Genomic DNA, 16728 nt, shown 5'->3' on the forward strand with positions numbered 1-16728 from the left:
ACGTTCCTAGAAAACCTCGACCAGCCGGAAGCGTTCGCACATGAGCATCATGTCTTCGCGAAACTTGCCTTGCCGGCCGAAATAGGTGCGGTGTGCCTTGCGCCAATAGGCGAGGCTGCGGTCGCCTTCGCCTTCTTCGTACGCAAAGGCAGCATCGACTTCGCCGAAACGGCGGTAGGTGACTTCGGCGGTTTCGATCACGCAACGCGGCGTGCCGCGTCCATCGACCACGATCCAGCGTTCGCCCGGCGTCGACGTGTTCGGCTCGTCCTCGGTAGAGCAGGTCGCGGTCTTCACGCCCTTGATCACCAAGTCGAGCAGTTCGTCGGCAAGCTCCGGCCCATCGCCGAACGCGAAGGATCGCAAGTCCTGATATTTCGCAGGGACGGTACTCACGTGCTCAATCCCCCCGCGAGCGTCGGGACGTCGAGCGGCTTGAAGCCATAATGCGAGAGCCAGCGCACGTCGTTCTCGAACAATTGCCGGAGATCGGACATGCCGTATTTCAGCATCGCGATGCGGTCGATGCCCATCCCCCAGGCAAAGCCCTGATAGACATCAGGGTCGATGCCGCAGGCGCGCAGCACGTTCGGATGCACCATGCCGCAGCCAAGAATCTCCAGCCAGTCCTCGCCCTCGCCGAAGCGGATCTCGCCCTTGTCGCGGCGGCACTGAATGTCGACCTCGAGCGAGGGTTCGGTGAACGGGAAGAACGACGGGCGGAACCGCATGTTGATGTGGTCGACCTCAAAGAACGCCTTGCAGAACTCGTGCAGGATCCATTTGAGGTGGCCGAGATGCGAGCCCTTGTCTATCACGAGGCCTTCGACCTGGTGGAATTGCGGCGTATGGGTCGCGTCCGAATCGATACGATAGGTGCGGCCCGGGCAAACCACGCGGATCGGCGGCTTCTGCGACAACATCGTGCGCACCTGCACCGGCGAGGTGTGAGTCCGCAGCAGCATGCGCGAACCGTCTTCCTTCGGATTGAAGAAGAAGGTGTCATGCATCTCCCGCGCCGGATGGCCCTCGGGGAAGTTCAGTTTCGTGAAATTGTAATCGTCGGTCTCGATATCAGGACCTTCGGCGATCGCAAATCCCATGTCGGCGAAGATCGTGTTGACCTCCTCGAAGACCTGGCTCAGCGGATGGATGCGGCCCTGTTCGGCAGGCGTCTCGCGCAACGGCAAGGTGACGTCGATGGTCTCGGAGGCAAGCCGGGCATCGAGTGCGGCCGACTTCAGGATGTCGCGGCGCGCGGAGAGCGCCTGTGTAACCTTGTCCTTGGCGAGGTTGATCGCGGCGCCTTGCGTCTTGCGCTCGTCCGGCGACATCTTGCCGAGGGTGGCGAGCAGCGCCGAGATCGAGCCCTTCTTGCCGAGAGCAGCGACACGCACGGCTTCGAGTGCTGCTTCGTCGCCGGCGGCGGCGATCTGGCTGAGAATTTGGGATTCGAGTTGAGCTAGGTCGGACATGGCGACGGTACCTTTGGGCAACGCGCGCTCGCAGTCCAAACGGGACCCTCACCATCCGCGACTTGTCCGCCGAAGCTCAACGAGCGAAGGCGGAAAGCGGATGATCCAGTAACCCCCGGAATCAAAATGTCGGTCGGTGGTTACTGGATCCCCGCCCCGGTGCGCAATTGCGTACAAGGCGGGGCATGACACCGGAATTGCAAGAACGCCGCAGCGATTGCGAATTAGGCCGCCAGCGCGGCCTTGGCCTTCTCGGCAATCGCCTGGAACGCCGCCGGCTCGTTGATGGCGAGATCCGACAGCACCTTGCGATCCACCGTGATGCCCGACTTCGAGAGGCCGTTGATAAACACGCTGTAGGTCATGCCGTACGGGCGCACAGCCGCGTTCAGACGCTGGATCCAGAGCGCGCGGAAGGTGCGCTTCTTGCGCTTGCGGTCGCGAAACGCGTATTGCCCGGCCTTCTCGACGGCGGCCTTGGCAGCGCGGATGGTGTTCTTGCGGCGGCCGTAAAAACCCTTGGCGGCTTTGTAGACTTTCTTGTGCTTGGCGTGAGCGGTCACACCGCGTTTGACGCGAGACATGACTGGTATCCTTGATCAGATAAGATGACGGGATCGCCGCGCGGGCGCGGCTCGGCTGTAATGACGTGAACGCGATCAGGCGTTCGGCAAGAAGTACTTCTTGACGTTGTCGCCGTCGGTCTTGAACAGCACGCGGGTGCCACGGAGCTGACGAATCTGCTTCTTCGTCCGCTTGATCATGCCGTGGCGCTTGCCGCGCTGGGCGTGCATCACTTTGCCGGTGGCAGTCACCTTGAAGCGCTTTTTAGCGCCTGACTTGGTCTTCAGCTTGGGCATTTGGCTCTCCTGTGGCCGCAGAAAAACGCGCCCGAGGGGCGCTTTTGTGGCTTAAAATGCTCGTTAGAGCGTTGAAAGTGCTCAGGTTTTTCTCAAAAAGTGAGTCAACCCGCACGAACATCGACACGGCAGCCCTTGATCAGCCGGGCGATGAAGGTCGGGCTTATGGCAGAGGAAACGCCAAATGGCAACGATGAACCGCGGATCGCGGTGCAGTGACCAAGTCGCTGATATCATCAACATCCCGGCCCGGAGCGAGAGAAATGGCCCACTTTCAGCGATCGATTGCCCGTTTTGCCGCTTTTCCACGCCCGCGGAGCATGCGCTGGCTTCCGATATTGGCTGCATTCGCCGCGATAGCGACGGCGCCCGCCGCCGACGCCGCGACCAGGCGCAGGGCCACGGGAGCCTATGATGGCATCTGGAACGTGGTCTTCGCCACGACGCGGGGCAATTGCAGTTCCGGCTACAGCGTCCCCTTCACCGTGATAGGCGGCCGCGTCTCATCGGCTGGTGGTGGCAGGGTTTCGGGCTCGGTGAATCGCGCCGGGGCTGTTTCGGTTCGCGTTTCGGTTGGCGCTTCCAGGGCGAGCGGCGGTGGCCGGCTCGCCGGCGCCTACGGCGCCGGCGCATGGCGCGGTATTATCACCGGCGACTACTGCAGCGGCACCTGGCAGGCCACGCGGAGCTGACCCTCGGAAAAGGAAGCGGCCCGCCGGATCGTCCGACCGGCCGCCCTCAATTCCACTCACTCACATCAACGCGGCGCCAGCACCATCACGACCTGGCGTCCCTCGAATCTGGCGTCCTGCTCGACCTTGGCGAATTCGGCGACGTCGGCCTTCACCTTGTCCAGGAGCTTGGTGCCGATCTCCTGGTGCGCCATTTCGCGGCCACGGTAGCGCAAGGTGATCTTGACCTTGTCGCCTTCCTCGAAGAACCGCTGCATGGCGCGCATTTTCACGTCGTAATCGTGATCGTCGATCATCGGCCGCAGCTTGATCTCCTTGATCTCGACGATCTTCTGCTTCTTGCGCGCCTCGGCGGCTTTCTTCTGTGCCGAATACTTGAACTTCCCGTAGTCCATGATCTTACAGACGGGAGGATTATTGTTCGGCGAAATCTCGACAAGATCCATACCCGCCTCGAGCGCCATCTTGATGGCGACCACGGTCTCGACCGTTCCGTGGTTGGTGCCGTTCTGATCGATCAGCTGGATTTGCGCGTTGCGGATATCATCATTGGTGCGCGGCCCGTCTTTGGTTGCAGCGGGCGGGGCTCTGTTGGGACGGCGAATGGGTAACTCTCCAAAGTTGTGAAAGAAGGGCCGTAGTGTGAAGCAATACGCTCAAGACAGCAAGCGAACTCGCGGTCTGCGCCCGAAAACCGTCAAATGCGAGGCATTTCGGTCACGTCCGGCAAATATAGCGCGGAGGCCTGATCCGCAAGCGCCGGGCGGTCTCGTGCTTGACCGATAGAGCGTGCTCGCGGACAAAGCGGTAGGGCGAGAGTGACCGATCCAATGGCTGATTCAGCGACAAATTCAGCGCCAATCGACCAGGAACCGACCTTTATCGAGGTGGGAGAGGGCGCCGCGCGCCGCCGGATCGCTGTGCGCGCCCGTGCCGGCAGCGGCCCCGGACTATTCTGGCTCGGTGGCTTCAATTCCGACATGCGGGGGACCAAGGCGCTCGCGCTGGACGCGTGGGCTGCGGAACATGGCCGGACCTGTATTAGATTCGATTATTCCGGCCATGGCGAATCGGGCGGCGCTTTCATCGATGGCACCATCGGATGCTGGCTTGAAGAGAGCGTTGCGGTATTCGAGCAATTCTGCCGGGGCCCGCAGGTCGTGATCGGTTCATCGATGGGCGGCTGGCTGGCGCTGTTGCTGGCGCGCGCCATTGCCGAGCGTGAGGCGACGCAGGCGAACCTCGCCGGACTGGTGTTGATCGCGCCGGCGCCTGATTTCACCGAGCAATTGATGTGGAACAGCTTCTCCGACGAGGTCCGCGAGGAGATCCGGACTAAGGGCGTGTGGATGCGGCCGTCGGAGTATGGCGACGGCGCGCCCTATCCGATCACGCGCGCGCTGATCGAGGAGGGCCGCAACCATCTCCTGCTCGGCAGTGCCATCGACGTCGGATGCCCCGTGCGCATCCTGCAGGGCGCGCAGGATCCCGACGTGCCCTGGCAGCACGCCTTCGCGCTGGCGCACCGGTTGCCGGCCGAGGATGTGGTGTTGACCATGATCCAGGACGGCGACCACCGTCTGTCCCGCCCGCAAGACATCGCGCGGATCATCGCTGCGGTGGCGGAGATGGGGTGAGTTCTCACCGGTAGCTACGGTGTCATCGTCCGCGAAGGCGGACGATCCAGTACGCCGCGGCCTATCGATCAAAATCGCTTTCTCTGGAATACTGGATGCCCCGCCTTCGCGGGGCATGACGAGTTCGGGAGACAACACCGTGAACACCACAACCATGCTCCGCGCCTTCTGCGACGCCGTCGAGCAGCGCAACGGCAAGGCGTTCTCGGAACTGTTCACCGAGGACGGCGTCTATCACGACGTGTTCTACGGCGCGTTCGAGGGCCGGGCCAAAATCGCTGACATGATCGACGACTGGTTCTATCGCACAGCGACCGATTTTCGCTGGGACATGCACGATCCCGTCAGTGACGGCTACACGCTCTATGCGCGCTATACGTTCAGCTATCGCTCGACGCTGCCGGAGGCTGAGGGTGCGCGGGCGATGTTCGAGGGCGTCGCGGTCATGCGGCTGCGCGAGGGCATGATCATGGAATATCACGAGGTCGCCAACACCGCGCCGGCCTTCGTCGATCTCAAATTTGCGGCGGAGCGGATTGCCAAGATCGTGGCCAAGCAGGGCGCGGCGCTGAAGGCACGGCCGGAGATGAAACGGCATTTGGCGGAGTGACAACGCGCGCCGTGGCGGAGGTTAGGAAGCTTGCAGCCATTCCTGCCGAACGCTTTCATCGGCTTCACTCTTCGAAGCTCTCGCAGCCAGCGCGTCGAATTTCTCCCGCTTCATCAATTGCGACAGCGCCCAGACCGCTGCGCCGCGAACCAGCGGGCTTGCATCCTCGAGCAATCGCTCTGCTTCAGTCGCCAGCGCCGCATCCCCTGCATTGCCGATCGCGATCAGCACGTTGCGGACAAAGCGGTCGCGGCCGATGCGCTTGACCGGCGATTTCGAAAACAGAGCGCGAAATGCGGCGTCGTCGAGCCGCGCCAACTCTGCTAGCGCAGGCGCGCGCAATTCCGCGCGCGCGGCAAGTTTGGTTTCGCGGCCTTTTTGCGCGAATTTGTTCCACGGGCACACGGCGAGGCAATCGTCGCAGCCATAGATGCGGTTACCGATGCTTTTGCGGAATTCGCGCGGGATCGGGCCCTTGCTCTCGATCGTCAGATAGGAAATGCAGCGTCTTGCATCGAGCTTGTAAGGTGCAGGGAACGCAGCAGTCGGGCAGATCTCCTGGCAGGCATTGCATGAGCCGCAATGGTCGGTGTCGGCGGTGTCGCGCGGCAGCTCGGCAGCGGTGAAGATCGCGCCGAGAAACAGCCATGAGCCGAATTCGCGCGAGACGAGATTGGTGTGCTTGCCTTGCCAGCCTAGGCCCGCCGCCTGCGCCAGCGGCTTTTCCATCACCGCTGCAGTATCGATGAACACCTTTACGTCCTCGCCCGAAGCCGCGACCAGCCACCGCGCCAGCGTCTTCAGGCGTTTCTTGATCACGTCGTGATAGTCGTCGCCCTGGGCGTAGGCGGAGATTGCGCCGCGTGTGCGCTTTTCGAGGAGCGCGAGCGGATTGTCATCGGGTCCGTAATTGAACCCGAGCATGATGATCGACCGCACACCCGGCCACAGCACGCGCGGATCCATCCGCCGCTCGGGCTGAGCCGCAAGCCAGTCCATGTCGCCATGCGCGCCGTCATCGAGGAACTCGCGGAAATACTTTCCGGCATTGCCGAGCGCGCCGGGATCGGTGACGCCGATGCAATCGAAACCGAGCGTCGCGGCTTCGCGCACGAGCGCGGACTTTAGATCGGTGGCGGAGAGCTTGACGGCCTGGTTCAGAAGTCGAGGTCCACGTAGGTGCGTGACGCCGGAACGCCCGCCAGCCACTCGCTCAAGAGCGGGCGGAACGACGGGCGGGATTTCACCCGCGCGTACCACATCTTTGCCGCTTCGTCCTCGCTCCATGGCACATCGCCCAGATAATCGATCGCCGAAAGGTGCGCCGCGGCGGCGAGATCCGCGTAGCTCAGCCGGTCGCCGGCGAGGAAATTGCGCGTCTGCGCCAGCCAGCCGATATAGGCCAGATGATAGCGCACATTGGCCTTGGCTGCGCGGATCACGTCGGCCGCCGGCGCGCCGCCGCCATTCTCCTCGCTCATGAAACGCTTATAGATGCGTTCGGTTACCAGCGGGTTCGAGGCCTCCTCGAAGAATTTTTCGTTGAACCACGCCATCAGCCGCCGCACCTCGACGCGCTCCGCCATCGACGCCGGCAACAGCCGCCGCTCGCCCGCCTCCAGGCCGTGCGTCTCGTCGAGATATTCGGCGATGACGCCTGCGCCGGGAATCGGCGGAAAGCCGTCAGCCATCAACACCGGTGTGGTGCCCGCGGGATTGAGCACGAGAAACCCTTCACGCCGCTCCCAGGCTCGCTCTTCCACCAGGCGCAGGTCCAGGCCGTGTTCGCCCAGCACCAGGCGAATGAAGCGCGAATGCGGACAGAACGGATGATGATAGAGCGTGTACATGAAATCCTTGAACAATTCGCGGCGACGCTCAAGGAACCCGAGCGGTCAAGCCGCGTCATGCGATTCGCGACGCTAGAGCCTATTCGGTTCTGCCTGAAATCAGAACCGAATAGGCTCCAGCCTTTGTTTTGACGCGTTTTGTTTGCGCGAACCGGGATTCAGTTCGCCCGAAAACGCTATAGCCAAGCCGGCGCAAGAGGCAACTGTCTTTGGCGTTTTTTTGCGATTGCGGCATCGGGATGAATAGGCGAGAAGGACCCGGCCTTTCCAGTCAAAACGGACCCCCATCATGATGTCGGATGTAGTGAAGGCGGTGGTTCTCGGCATCATCGAGGGCGTCACGGAATTCCTGCCGGTTTCGTCGACCGGCCATATGCTGGTCGCGCAACGGTTCTTTGGGCTTGGTGAGGGCGCGTTCTGGCAGAGCTTTGTCGTGCTGATTCAACTCGGTGCGATCCTCGCCATCGTCATGCTCTATTTCGTCAAATTGTCGCGCGTCGCGCTTGGCATGTTCACCAACTCCGACGACCGGCGTTTCGTGATCGGCGTATTGCTGGCGTTTCTGCCTGCGGTGGTCATCGGCCTGGTTGCCGGCAAGTACATCAAGGAGTTTCTCTTCAATCCGTGGGTGGTGTGCTTCACCCTGATCGTCGGCGGCGCAATTCTGTTGTGGGTCGATCAACTCTATCTCAAGCCGACACAGCATGACGCCACACGCTATCCGCTGCTGATGTATCTGTGGATCGGCATTGCGCAATGCGTGGCGATGATTCCCGGCGTCTCGCGCTCCGGCGCCAGCATCGTGGCGGCGATGCTGCTCGGCGGCGACAAGCGATCGGCCGCGGAGTTTTCGTTCTTTCTCGCGATCCCGACCATGGTCGGCGCATTCGGCTATGATTTCTACAAGAACCGCGCCGAGATGACGACCGATCACATTGGTATCGTCGCGATCGGCTTCGTGGTCTCGTTTATCACTGCGGCGATCGTGGTGAAGACGTTCCTCACCTATGTCACCCGCCACGGGTTTACGTTCTTTGCGTGGTGGCGCGTCGCCATCGGCATGCTCGGCCTGATCGCGCTGGCGCTGGGGAAGTAGGTCTCGAATTGTAGGGTGGGCAAAGGCGCTCTTGCGCCGTGCCCACCATCCAGCATTGCGCTCGCGATGGTGGGCACGCTTCGCTTTGCCCACCCTACGAAAAAACTACGCGCTCTTCCTTTGAAACTGCCCGGCGGCGCGGAAGCGCCAGAGATATTGCGGGGCGATCGCTTCCATCGCTTGCGGCGTAATGCCGAGCCCCTGCAGCGTCAGACCAGCCGCCTTCGCTTCGTCCGACACGACATTGTCGACTTGCAGCATCGCCACCTGGTCCGGCGTCAGCTTCAACGGACCCGGCGCGAATTGCAGGAAGTGCGACTTTAGCCTCGCCAGTCCCCACGGCAGCGAAACCAGCATGCGCTTGCGGTCGGTGATCTTGAGGATGATTTCCATGATCTCGCGCATGGTCAGCACATCAGGCCCGCCGAGCTCGTAGGTCGCGCCCGGCTTGGTCTTGCCCTCGGCGGCGTCGGCGACCGCGTCGGCGACGTCGGCGACATAGGCCGGCTGCACCCGCGTCTCGCCGCCGCCGATCAGCGGCAGGAACGGCGATATCCGGGCAAGCGACGCAAAGCGGTTGGTGAATTGATCCTCGGGCCCGAACAACAACGACGGCCGCAGGATCGTGGCCGATGGCGCCGCCGCCAGCACGGCCTTCTCGCCAGCCGCCTTGGAGCGGAAGTAGGCCGAGGGCGAATTCTCGTCGGCGCCGATCGCCGATACATGCACCATCTGCGCGCCGATGGCGGCGGCGGCCTTGGCGATGGTTTCGGCGCCTTTGGTCTGCACCGCGTCGAAGGTCTGCGCGCCGCTCTCGGCCAGGGTGCCGACCAGGTTGACCACGGTTTCGGAACCGCGCATCACCGCCTCCACCGAAGCCGGGTAGCGCAGATTGGCCTGCACGGGGTGGATCTGGCCAACGCGGCCGAGCGGCTGCAGGTGCCCGGCCAGTTCGGGCCGCCGTACCGCCACCCGAATCCGATAGCCGCGCTTGGCCAGCGCCCGGACCACGTTTCGCCCCAGAAAGCCCGATCCACCAAACACCGTGATGAGCGTTTCCAGGTTCGCTGCCGCGTGCAGTGCCATCGGGGTCAATTCCTGCCGGTCAAATTCGAAGATATCGGTGGGATTTAGCGGATTCGCGATACGCCAACACGGCTCCGCTGTACAGCGGATTTCGGATGGCATTGAAGCGATTTGACAAGCGCGTGACCGATCCTTACTAACCCGCCCGGGCCCAGGTGGCGGAATTGGTAGACGCGCTGGCTTCAGGTGCCAGTGGCTTCACGGCCGTGAAGGTTCGAGTCCTTTCCTGGGCACCATCGCTTCGTTAGGCGATTGTTTCCACACAAGTAACGCAAAATCAGACGCTTAGGGCTACCGGCTTGGTACAAAAGGCTGGTACAAATGCCCCTCAGCATGTCTCGCCCGTGGAAGCATCCCGACAGCGGTGTCTATTGGTTTCGCAGGGCCGTTCCCGCGGACTTGCGCGCGCTCGTTGGCAAGCGCGAAGAGAAGCGCAGCCTGCAGACAAAGGACCCATCGATCGCGCGGCGGCGGCATGCCGACGCGTTGGCTGAGGTCGAGGCCCGGTGGTCCAATCTGCGCGGCGGGGGCCGCACGCTGAGCGAACGTGAGGCCCACGAGCTGGCTGCCGTCTCGCATGATCGCTGGCTGGAACTCTACAAGAACAACCCAAGCGAACAAACCACCTGGCGGGTCGATCTCGGCGATCGCCTCTGGCGGTCCCCGGCGGCTCTCGCGGGCCCGCTGGCGTCAAAATTTCTGTCTGAGTACGATCCCGACGTCGCAAAGCTCCGCGATATGGAGAATTGGTGCCGCGCCGGTGCCAAGGATTGCCTTGCGGCGCGTGGATTGGTGGTCGACCAAGAGAGCGAACTGGTTCTCGCCAAGGCGCTTAGTTTTGCCATCCAGCGTGCCAGCCTGACGCTTGCGGGTTACGCGAAGGGTGAATTCGGCGTCGGCCCGCGGGTTGGAGGGGCTGGAGGGGTGTGGCAAGGCAATTCTTCGGTTGTGCCCGACACGGGCTTGCCGGTGCCGCTCGCCGAACTCGCCAAGGGGTGGTCCGCCGAGCGCAAACCCGCCCAAAAGACGCTTTACGAATGGAGCCGTGTGCTACGCCAGCTCGAAGCCTTTCTGGGCCACGATAACGCCGGCAGAATCTTGAGCGAAGATCTGATTGCCTGGAAAGGCTCGATGGTTGAGGCCGGCTTGCGGCCGAAGACGATCCAGAACGCGAAATTGGCGCCGGTAAGGGCGATCCTGCAGTGGGGCGTCGACAACCGCCGGCTCGCGAAAAATCCAGCCGATCATGTCACGATCGAGGTCAAGGCGATCGCGACCGAGAAAAAGCGCAGCTTTACGGATGATGAAGCCCGCGTGATTTTAGCGGCATCCTTGCGGGAGAAGGATTCGGTCCGCCGCTGGGTGCCATGGCTGGGTGCCTATTCCGGCGCACGGGTATCCGAACTTTGCCAGTTGCGCGTCGAGGATGTGGTCGAGATCGACGGTATCCGGTGCATGAAGTTCGACCCTGAGGCGGGTCCGCTCAAGAACAGCAGCTCGGAACGTACGATTCCGCTTCATCCAGCGCTGATCGACAGCGGGTTTTTGAAGTTCGTCGCAAGCGTCGGAGCGGGCCCGCTCTTTCCCCATCTCCAGCCCGATAAATTTGGCAAGCGGGGTGGAAACGGCACCAAGGTCATTGGCCGATTTGTGCGATCGCTCGGCATCACCGACCTGCGCCTCTCACCAAGCCATTCCTGGCGCCACCGAATCAAAACGCTGGGACGCCGGCACGGGTTGGCGAAAGACCTCCTTGAGGCAATCACCGGTCACGGGCAAAAAAGCGTGGCTGACAGCTATGGGGAATTTCCGATGGAAGCCTTGTTTCGCGAGTTGAAGAAAATTCCCGCCCTCGATCTCAAGGCTACAAAAACTCCGGACCAGAGGTGAAGCCAAGCTACACGAACCTCACGATTAACAGTCTGATTTGAAACGGGTTTTGTGGGTGAACCCCTATCGCCATGACTCCCAGGCGTCGTTTTCATTTGACAGCAGCCGCAAGGTGGTGCTGTACTGTCCTCAGTCCCAGGACAGAGGACGGCTCGCATGAATGGGATTAAAAGCCAAGATATCGTGGTTTTGCTGAAGCTCGTAAGCCTTCAGGAGGAAGAGGAAAAGGGTTCGGGGGCGCTCCAATGGAGCTTCCCGAGTGAAGCACCGTATTCAGTGCGCGGGCTTGAGTCGCTCCTGGGCATCAGCAAGACCGAGATCAACGCCTCAATAAAGCGCAGCGTTTCAACAGGGCTGGCCATCAAAGACCGTGATTCCGGTCGGCCTAAGCCCAATCGCCGCAATCTTCATAGCTTCATCGTCCATGGCCTGAAGTTTGTTTTTCCTGCAAAGCCCGGCGCTATGACGCGTGGTATTCCTACCGCGTTCGCCGCGCCAATGCTCAAAGGCCAGCTGGTCAGCGGCGGAGAGTACATTTACGTCTGGCCGGCCGCCGAGGGACGTGACATGGGGCAGTCTGTACAGCCATTGTTCAAGAGCGTTCCCGAAGCCGTGCAGAGAGATGAGCGGCTGTATGAATATTTGGCTCTCGTGGACGCGATCCGGCTCGGAAATCAAAGAGAAGTTGGGCTTGCCGGAGATAGGCTTTCCGAAAGGTTGCTGAAGAAATGACCGTCAGAGGCCAACTTCTTCAGATGCTGCAGACCGTTGCGGAGGCGCTCGGAGACGATTTTCGCGAGCGGCTTGTATTCGTGGGCGGTTGCACGACCGCCCTTTTCATCACTGATGAAGTTACACTTGAAGGCGTAAGGGCCACGGACGATGTGGACCTTATTGTCGACCTCGCCGGATATTCGGATTGGGCGGAGCTGCAGGTGCAGCTCCGTGAAAAAGGGTTTTCGGAGTCACACGACGATACGGTCATCTGCCGGATGCGGCTCGGCGAACTTAAAGTCGATTTTATGCCCGATGATGCCGACATTCTCGGGTTCAGTAACCGTTGGTATGCGAAGGGAATCGCAACTGCGGTAACCTGTCCGCTAACCGACACCCTCGACATACGGCGCCTGACGCCGGAGTTGTTTATAGGCACGAAGTTGGAGGCCTATCTCGGTCGCGGCGAAGGCGATCTCTTCACGAGCCGCGATCTGGAGGACATCCTCCTGATTGTCGATGGCCGCCCGGAAATCGTTGCGGAAGTCTTGGCGGCGGACGATGACATCCGGCAGTTCATTGCAGAACAGTTCGCAGCTTTGCTCGATAATCCCGAATTCGATTATTTTCTCGAAGGCAATATTCGGGGACCGGAAGGGCGTGTTGACATCGTTCGCAAGCGTTTCATCGCCTTGAGCGGCGGCGGTGATTAGAATGGCGATCAATGTCAGTTGGCACAGCCAGACCGGCACGCGCACCAGCGATAATCGCGATTGCGGCGGCATTGGAATACGAGCCGATGAAGCGCTGTGCGTCGTTCTCGACGGATCGACGACCGCTCCCGACAGCGGCATACTTGCACGGCAGATCATACGCGACATGGTTGATTGGTACGTCGCTTCTGACGAGGAAATAAATTCGGAGAGCTTGACCGTGCAGCTGAGACAGCTTCACGGAACTTTGTCCCGGCTGCATCCCCGAGCTTCAGCCAGCTACATGATTATGCATATACAGGATGACGCGCTTCTCGTCATGCATGCCGGTGATTGTCTGTTGGGACGACGGGACAAAACGGATGAAATCGAGTGGTTAAGCCAGCCTCACACGCTCGCTAACGCCACGGGACATGTGCCGGTTGCGACAATAGCCGGGCTTACGACACGGCATCGACTGACCCGGAGTTTTCGCGCCCGGGAGTTTTTGGCCCCTGATGCGATGGAGTTGAATTTTGAGAAAGAGTTCGTCGTGGCGACAGACGGATTCTGGGCAGAGCTCGGTACGCAAGATCAAGCTCGCTTCCTGGAAGGTCAGAAGATAGCCATGCCGGTCGATGGAGATGATTGCAGTGCGCTCCGAATTTGGCTTCTCGATACAGAGCGGGATACCCGCGTACGATATGACGAAAAGAGCACTCATGGTTTTTACGCGAAAATACGGTCGTGAAGCGCGGCCGATTTCAGGTCGCTCAGTCCTGGCTGCCGCCATAGTACATGTCGCGTTTGGGACGCTTCAACAGATCTGGCCTGGCTCTCCAAACCCCTATTAGGTTGAGTCTGTGCGTGATTGAGCTCTGGAATAACGCGATGATGAATACTTTGCTGGCACTCTCCGACCATGACCTGGACGGAGAATTGAAGAATCCGAATGCGCTCCGTCTCTATCCATCACGTGGAACGAGCGATGCCGAAGGCATCGAGATTCTTTGGGCTCCGTTTGACTTCGTAAACCGGAATGCCCGGATCGTAATCGTTGGAGTAACGCCGGGGCCGAACCAGGCGCGGCGCAGCTACAAGTCTGTGCGGGTGGCTGTCGCTAAAGGTGACGATCCCCAGGCAGACCTTGAAAGGATAAAGGCCGAGTCATCGTTCCGCGGCGATATAATCGAACCGAATTTGAAGTCACTCTTGGAGCATAGTGGCCTGGCCGAACGCGCCGGTATCGCGGACATCGACTATCTTTGGACCAAAGAGGCGTCCAAGGTGCATTTTACATCGACCATCCGATACCCGACCTTCATCAAGGGTAAGATGTTCAACAACCAAATCGATTCTCTCGAGCATCCGGAACTCAGGAAGTACGTGGAAACCCGTCTTGCCGAGGAGCTCGCGAGCGTACCAACCGATGCCGATATCGTGGCGCTTGGCCAAAAAGGCCCCAAGATCGTCCGCCATGCAGCCAAAGCTGCGGGGATCGATCCTGGACGGGTTGTGGCACTCCCTCATCCGTCAGGCAGTGCGACCGGCGCAGTGCGCGATTTTCTATCGAAACAGAAGACGAAAAGCGTCCGGCCCTGCCGCTGCATGCTTTGTGATCGCACCCGCATCCCCAAGGGATGGGATTTATCCAACCGTTTTCAGGTCCACGACCTCGTTCACGGAGAAAGCGGCGAGCGGAAGACGGGTTAGGTTAGTGCCGTCTCAATTAAAGCGCACCCTGTGATTACCGTCTCACGAGGGCTATTACCCTCAGTTCCGGCATGGGAGCGACCCTGCTAACCGAAGGCCGATTGGAGAGCCGTCAGGCGCTTCGCGGACCGCTAAGACTGGTAGGACCCACTAAATTATAACGTTATTTCAATGACATAAGGGTTCGCAGTTTTATTCTGAATGGCGCGCCAGTGATCTCAATGTGTTATTGATCATTTCGCAGTTTCAGTCCGAGCCTTCTTCAACTTTTCTCCAATAGGAATTGGGGCTTCTTATCTCCAATAGGAGATTGGGGCGCGGTATCGGTGATTCAATCTCCGGTCGTGAGAAGGATCCGCCGCGAGGGCGGGGGCTTTTCAGAGGGATGAAGGAGTCAAGTGCATCCGGCTGCTCTCAAGCTCGCCTCCTCAACGGGTGGGCGCATCTGGTACACCGATGAAGTCGCCTCGTAAAAACTCGATTGAAGTCATCCACGTGGCAAAACCGATCTGCGCAATCGGTTCACCCGTTCGGCGGCCCCATCTAAGAGAGACCCACATGGGTCGCTAGGATACGGTGTTCACTTATGTCGATACTAAGACTCAGGTTGCTAGTTGGTTTTCTTGGCGAGCGAGCACAGTTTGGATGGTGGCCGACCGCATTCTATGAGCCGTCGGGCCGACTGTTCCTTGAGCCTATCTTTTCGAAAACACCGCAGGTCGCCCAATATCATGGGGTAGTAGAGGCTGCCCGCCGTCTCCACGACGAACACCTGAATGTGGGGACCTATCACCTTTTCCGCCTTCCGGAGGAAATGGAGCAGGATCTCCATATACTGGTGCAAAGCGGGTCCAAGGAATCGTCGCCTGCGGATCTCTATCGAGATAAGCAGACCGCACTCGACGCCCTCACCAACATGATTGGCTCTGCAAAGAAGGAGGGTGTGGGGCCTGTATCAATCGGAAGTGTGGGGGATATTGCCGACCATCTGACAGAAATTGCCTCGATTTATCGTTCGGCCTTTTTGTCCAACACCCAATCTTTCCCCTACCTAGTGAGATAGCTGTGGCCGAGGCGGCTCTTTACACGACTCAATTGCAGGCAGGCTTGGGTCTCGTTAACGAGACCAAAGCGCTGCTGGAATTGTGGTCGCCGGGTATGTCGGCGTCACAGCTACATCAGTTGGCCCTGGACTCCGGAAGGTTTCCTACTGTCACCGCTCGACGTCTACGCAATATTATCGCTGAATGCTTTGCTCCTCGCTACCTGATTGCTAATGGAACTCCGGCTGAACATCTGAAGCAAGTCTTGGGTGCCGTCACCGGATCGGACCTGGCTCAGCTCATGCTAATATTTGCAGGACGGGCTAACCCAATCTTGAGCGATTTTATTCGTGATGTTTATTGGGCCAGGTACGCTGGTGGCTACGCCGAAATTTCCAATGAAGATGCGCGGGCTTTTGTGGAACGTGCTATCGACGACGGAAAGATGGCGAAGCGCTGGTCTGAGTCTACGGTCAGACGGGTTTCCGCCTATTTGACCGGGTGCTGTGCGGACTATGGCTTGCTTGAGCGTGGGTCGCGATCGAGCCGTCGAATACTGCCGCTTCGGATCTCGTACCCCGCTTCAGCGTATCTTGCTTACGATCTTCATTTCGCGGGCGTTGGAGACAATGCACTGCTGACCCATCCCGATTGGCAACTATTTGGATTAGCCCGAGAGGATGTGCTTGAGGAGCTCAAGAAACTCTCCCTCAAGGGGCATCTCATAATCCAGGTGGCGGGCGAAGTCGTTCGGATCAGTTGGAAACAACCGAGCATGGAGGTGCTTTGCGATGTCCTCTCTCAGGGCTGATTTTGACGAACTGCGCGAGCGCATCCGGCATGGGCGCGAGCTCGGCCACGCCAGTTTCGAACCTATTTACTACCTGATCTTTTCGCCAGATCAGATCCTGGAGGCGAAGCGTCAAACGCCTGCGTGGGTGGCGAAGCTTCATCAAGAGGGTTGGGGCGTTCACACATTTTCGATCGCCGAGAACCTCTGGGATCTCCTTCAGCGCGATCCATTCTGGTCGCTCTGTCTCATGGAGGACAAAGCCTCGCCCCTCGACTGGGCGCGCACCAATAAGGCGTTGGCCGACATTGTCACGACAGGCGGCGGCCTGCTTCGCCGCATGGAGGAAGCGCTTAAGCCGCTCGAAGCTAAGCCGAATGCTCTCCTGTTGGTGACGGACCTGGAGGCGCTCCATCCGTTTCTGCGGATTGGAGCGATCGAAAGTCAGCTCCAAGGACAATTCCATGTACCGACTGTTTTCCTCTATCCCGGCGTTCGAACAGGAAAAACCCGTTTGAAGTTTCTGGGTTTCTACCCGGAAGATGGGAATTACCGGTCGGTCCATGTTGGCGGTTAGAGA

Annotated in this window: 20 protein-coding genes and 1 tRNA gene; 13 read left to right on the forward strand and 8 right to left on the reverse strand. The window is 60.0% G+C overall.

Going from position 1 to position 16728, the window contains the following annotated elements; translation table 11 throughout:
• Positions 1–6: 6 nt before the first annotated feature.
• From KJQ96_RS11195 to rpmI, 4 genes are all read right to left on the reverse strand, one after another.
• Positions 7–396, reverse strand: coding sequence for an ASCH domain-containing protein (locus KJQ96_RS11195; RefSeq protein ID WP_213286676.1), 390 nt, complete (start codon positions 394–396; stop codon positions 7–9).
• Positions 393–1475: a phenylalanine--tRNA ligase subunit alpha gene (gene pheS, locus KJQ96_RS11200; protein ID WP_213286677.1), complete on the reverse strand. Its 1083-nt coding sequence runs from the start codon at positions 1473–1475 to the stop codon at positions 393–395. Before pheS ends, KJQ96_RS11195 begins: the two co-directional genes overlap by 4 nt.
• A 224-nt stretch (positions 1476–1699) precedes the next feature.
• Positions 1700–2059, reverse strand: coding sequence for a 50S ribosomal protein L20 (gene rplT / locus KJQ96_RS11205; RefSeq protein WP_028347928.1), 360 nt, complete (start codon positions 2057–2059; stop codon positions 1700–1702).
• A 75-nt stretch (positions 2060–2134) separates the two neighbouring features.
• Positions 2135–2335, reverse strand: coding sequence for a 50S ribosomal protein L35 (rpmI, locus tag KJQ96_RS11210; RefSeq protein ID WP_008539890.1), 201 nt, complete (start codon positions 2333–2335; stop codon positions 2135–2137).
• Between the two features lie 263 nt (positions 2336–2598).
• On the opposite strand from rpmI, the gene KJQ96_RS11215 reads away from it, so the two are divergent.
• Entirely contained in the window at positions 2599–3027 is a 429-nt protein-coding gene (locus tag KJQ96_RS11215) for a hypothetical protein (protein ID WP_213286678.1), read from the forward strand.
• Between the two features lie 65 nt (positions 3028–3092).
• Here KJQ96_RS11215 and infC read toward each other — a convergent pair whose 3' ends face one another.
• On the reverse strand, positions 3093–3632 hold the full coding sequence (infC, locus tag KJQ96_RS11220) for a translation initiation factor IF-3 (RefSeq protein WP_028347926.1): 540 nt from the start codon (positions 3630–3632) through the stop codon (positions 3093–3095).
• A 225-nt stretch (positions 3633–3857) separates the two neighbouring features.
• Here infC and KJQ96_RS11225 point away from each other — a divergent pair, with 225 nt between their 5' ends.
• The gene (locus KJQ96_RS11225) at positions 3858–4664 is read left to right on the forward strand and encodes a carboxylesterase (RefSeq protein ID WP_213286679.1); all 807 of its coding nucleotides are present in this window, start codon (positions 3858–3860) and stop codon (positions 4662–4664) included.
• Between the two features lie 139 nt (positions 4665–4803).
• On the forward strand, positions 4804–5274 hold the full coding sequence (locus tag KJQ96_RS11230; RefSeq protein WP_213286680.1) for a nuclear transport factor 2 family protein: 471 nt from the start codon (positions 4804–4806) through the stop codon (positions 5272–5274).
• A gap of 21 nt (positions 5275–5295) precedes the next feature.
• On the opposite strand, the gene queG is transcribed toward KJQ96_RS11230, so the two are convergent.
• A complete protein-coding gene (gene queG / locus KJQ96_RS11235; RefSeq protein ID WP_213286681.1) occupies positions 5296–6483 on the reverse strand; it encodes a tRNA epoxyqueuosine(34) reductase QueG in 1188 nt (395 codons plus the stop codon).
• A complete protein-coding gene (locus KJQ96_RS11240) occupies positions 6432–7124 on the reverse strand; it encodes a glutathione S-transferase family protein (protein ID WP_028347923.1) in 693 nt (230 codons plus the stop codon). The genes queG and KJQ96_RS11240 overlap by 52 nt, the downstream gene beginning before the upstream one ends.
• 289 nt (positions 7125–7413) lie before the next feature.
• Here KJQ96_RS11240 and KJQ96_RS11245 point away from each other — a divergent pair, with 289 nt between their 5' ends.
• Complete coding sequence (locus KJQ96_RS11245; protein ID WP_213286682.1) at positions 7414–8220, forward strand: undecaprenyl-diphosphate phosphatase; 807 nt, start codon at positions 7414–7416, stop codon at positions 8218–8220.
• Between the two features lie 105 nt (positions 8221–8325).
• On the opposite strand, the gene KJQ96_RS11250 is transcribed toward KJQ96_RS11245, so the two are convergent.
• A complete protein-coding gene (locus KJQ96_RS11250) occupies positions 8326–9306 on the reverse strand; it encodes a complex I NDUFA9 subunit family protein (protein ID WP_213286683.1) in 981 nt (326 codons plus the stop codon).
• A gap of 149 nt (positions 9307–9455) precedes the next feature.
• On the opposite strand from KJQ96_RS11250, the gene KJQ96_RS11255 reads away from it, so the two are divergent.
• The 9 genes from KJQ96_RS11255 (at position 9456) to KJQ96_RS11295 (ending at position 16725) form a co-directional block, all read left to right on the forward strand.
• Positions 9456–9542, forward strand: a tRNA-Leu gene (locus KJQ96_RS11255).
• 85 nt (positions 9543–9627) lie between these two features.
• Positions 9628–11196 carry a DUF6538 domain-containing protein gene (locus KJQ96_RS11260; protein WP_213286684.1) on the forward strand — a complete coding sequence of 523 codons (1569 nt, stop codon included), beginning with the start codon at positions 9628–9630 and terminating at the stop codon, positions 11194–11196.
• Between the two features lie 165 nt (positions 11197–11361).
• Entirely contained in the window at positions 11362–11928 is a 567-nt protein-coding gene (locus tag KJQ96_RS11265; protein ID WP_213286841.1) for a hypothetical protein, read from the forward strand.
• Complete coding sequence (locus tag KJQ96_RS11270; RefSeq protein ID WP_213286685.1) at positions 11925–12623, forward strand: hypothetical protein; 699 nt, start codon at positions 11925–11927, stop codon at positions 12621–12623. The genes KJQ96_RS11265 and KJQ96_RS11270 overlap by 4 nt, the downstream gene beginning before the upstream one ends.
• A gap of 1 nt (position 12624) precedes the next feature.
• Complete coding sequence (locus KJQ96_RS11275; RefSeq protein ID WP_213286686.1) at positions 12625–13353, forward strand: hypothetical protein; 729 nt, start codon at positions 12625–12627, stop codon at positions 13351–13353.
• 116 nt (positions 13354–13469) lie between these two features.
• Entirely contained in the window at positions 13470–14315 is an 846-nt protein-coding gene (locus tag KJQ96_RS11280) for a hypothetical protein (RefSeq protein ID WP_213286687.1), read from the forward strand.
• 586 nt (positions 14316–14901) lie between these two features.
• On the forward strand, positions 14902–15378 hold the full coding sequence (locus KJQ96_RS11285) for a BrxE family protein (RefSeq protein ID WP_213286688.1): 477 nt from the start codon (positions 14902–14904) through the stop codon (positions 15376–15378).
• A 2-nt stretch (positions 15379–15380) separates the two neighbouring features.
• Positions 15381–16169 (forward strand): DUF1819 family protein, encoded by a 789-nt coding sequence (locus tag KJQ96_RS11290; RefSeq protein ID WP_213286689.1) that lies wholly within the window; start codon positions 15381–15383, stop codon positions 16167–16169.
• Positions 16150–16725 carry a BREX protein BrxB domain-containing protein gene (locus KJQ96_RS11295; protein WP_213286690.1) on the forward strand — a complete coding sequence of 192 codons (576 nt, stop codon included), beginning with the start codon at positions 16150–16152 and terminating at the stop codon, positions 16723–16725. Before KJQ96_RS11290 ends, KJQ96_RS11295 begins: the two co-directional genes overlap by 20 nt.
• Positions 16726–16728 lie beyond the last annotated feature (3 nt).

It is taken from the genome of Bradyrhizobium sp. sGM-13 (assembly GCF_018398875.1).
In the GTDB taxonomy this organism is placed as follows: Bacteria; Pseudomonadota; Alphaproteobacteria; order Rhizobiales; family Xanthobacteraceae; genus Bradyrhizobium.

Excerpts from the sequence above, each read along its gene's own strand:
- pheS (WP_213286677.1), bottom strand. The coding sequence starts at position 1,475 with ATGTCCGACCTAGCTCAACTCGAATCCCAAATTCTCAGCCAGATCGCC.
- rplT (WP_028347928.1), bottom strand. The coding sequence starts at position 2,059 with ATGTCTCGCGTCAAACGCGGTGTGACCGCTCACGCCAAGCACAAGAAA.
- rpmI (WP_008539890.1), bottom strand. The coding sequence starts at position 2,335 with ATGCCCAAGCTGAAGACCAAGTCAGGCGCTAAAAAGCGCTTCAAGGTG.
- KJQ96_RS11215 (WP_213286678.1), top strand. The coding sequence starts at position 2,599 with ATGGCCCACTTTCAGCGATCGATTGCCCGTTTTGCCGCTTTTCCACGC.
- KJQ96_RS11225 (WP_213286679.1), top strand. The coding sequence starts at position 3,858 with ATGGCTGATTCAGCGACAAATTCAGCGCCAATCGACCAGGAACCGACC.
- KJQ96_RS11240 (WP_028347923.1), bottom strand. The coding sequence starts at position 7,124 with ATGTACACGCTCTATCATCATCCGTTCTGTCCGCATTCGCGCTTCATT.
- KJQ96_RS11245 (WP_213286682.1), top strand. The coding sequence starts at position 7,414 with ATGATGTCGGATGTAGTGAAGGCGGTGGTTCTCGGCATCATCGAGGGC.
- KJQ96_RS11250 (WP_213286683.1), bottom strand. The coding sequence starts at position 9,306 with ATGGCACTGCACGCGGCAGCGAACCTGGAAACGCTCATCACGGTGTTT.
- KJQ96_RS11260 (WP_213286684.1), top strand. The coding sequence starts at position 9,628 with ATGCCCCTCAGCATGTCTCGCCCGTGGAAGCATCCCGACAGCGGTGTC.
- KJQ96_RS11270 (WP_213286685.1), top strand. The coding sequence starts at position 11,925 with ATGACCGTCAGAGGCCAACTTCTTCAGATGCTGCAGACCGTTGCGGAG.
- KJQ96_RS11275 (WP_213286686.1), top strand. The coding sequence starts at position 12,625 with ATGGCGATCAATGTCAGTTGGCACAGCCAGACCGGCACGCGCACCAGC.
- KJQ96_RS11285 (WP_213286688.1), top strand. The coding sequence starts at position 14,902 with ATGTCGATACTAAGACTCAGGTTGCTAGTTGGTTTTCTTGGCGAGCGA.
- KJQ96_RS11295 (WP_213286690.1), top strand. The coding sequence starts at position 16,150 with ATGTCCTCTCTCAGGGCTGATTTTGACGAACTGCGCGAGCGCATCCGG.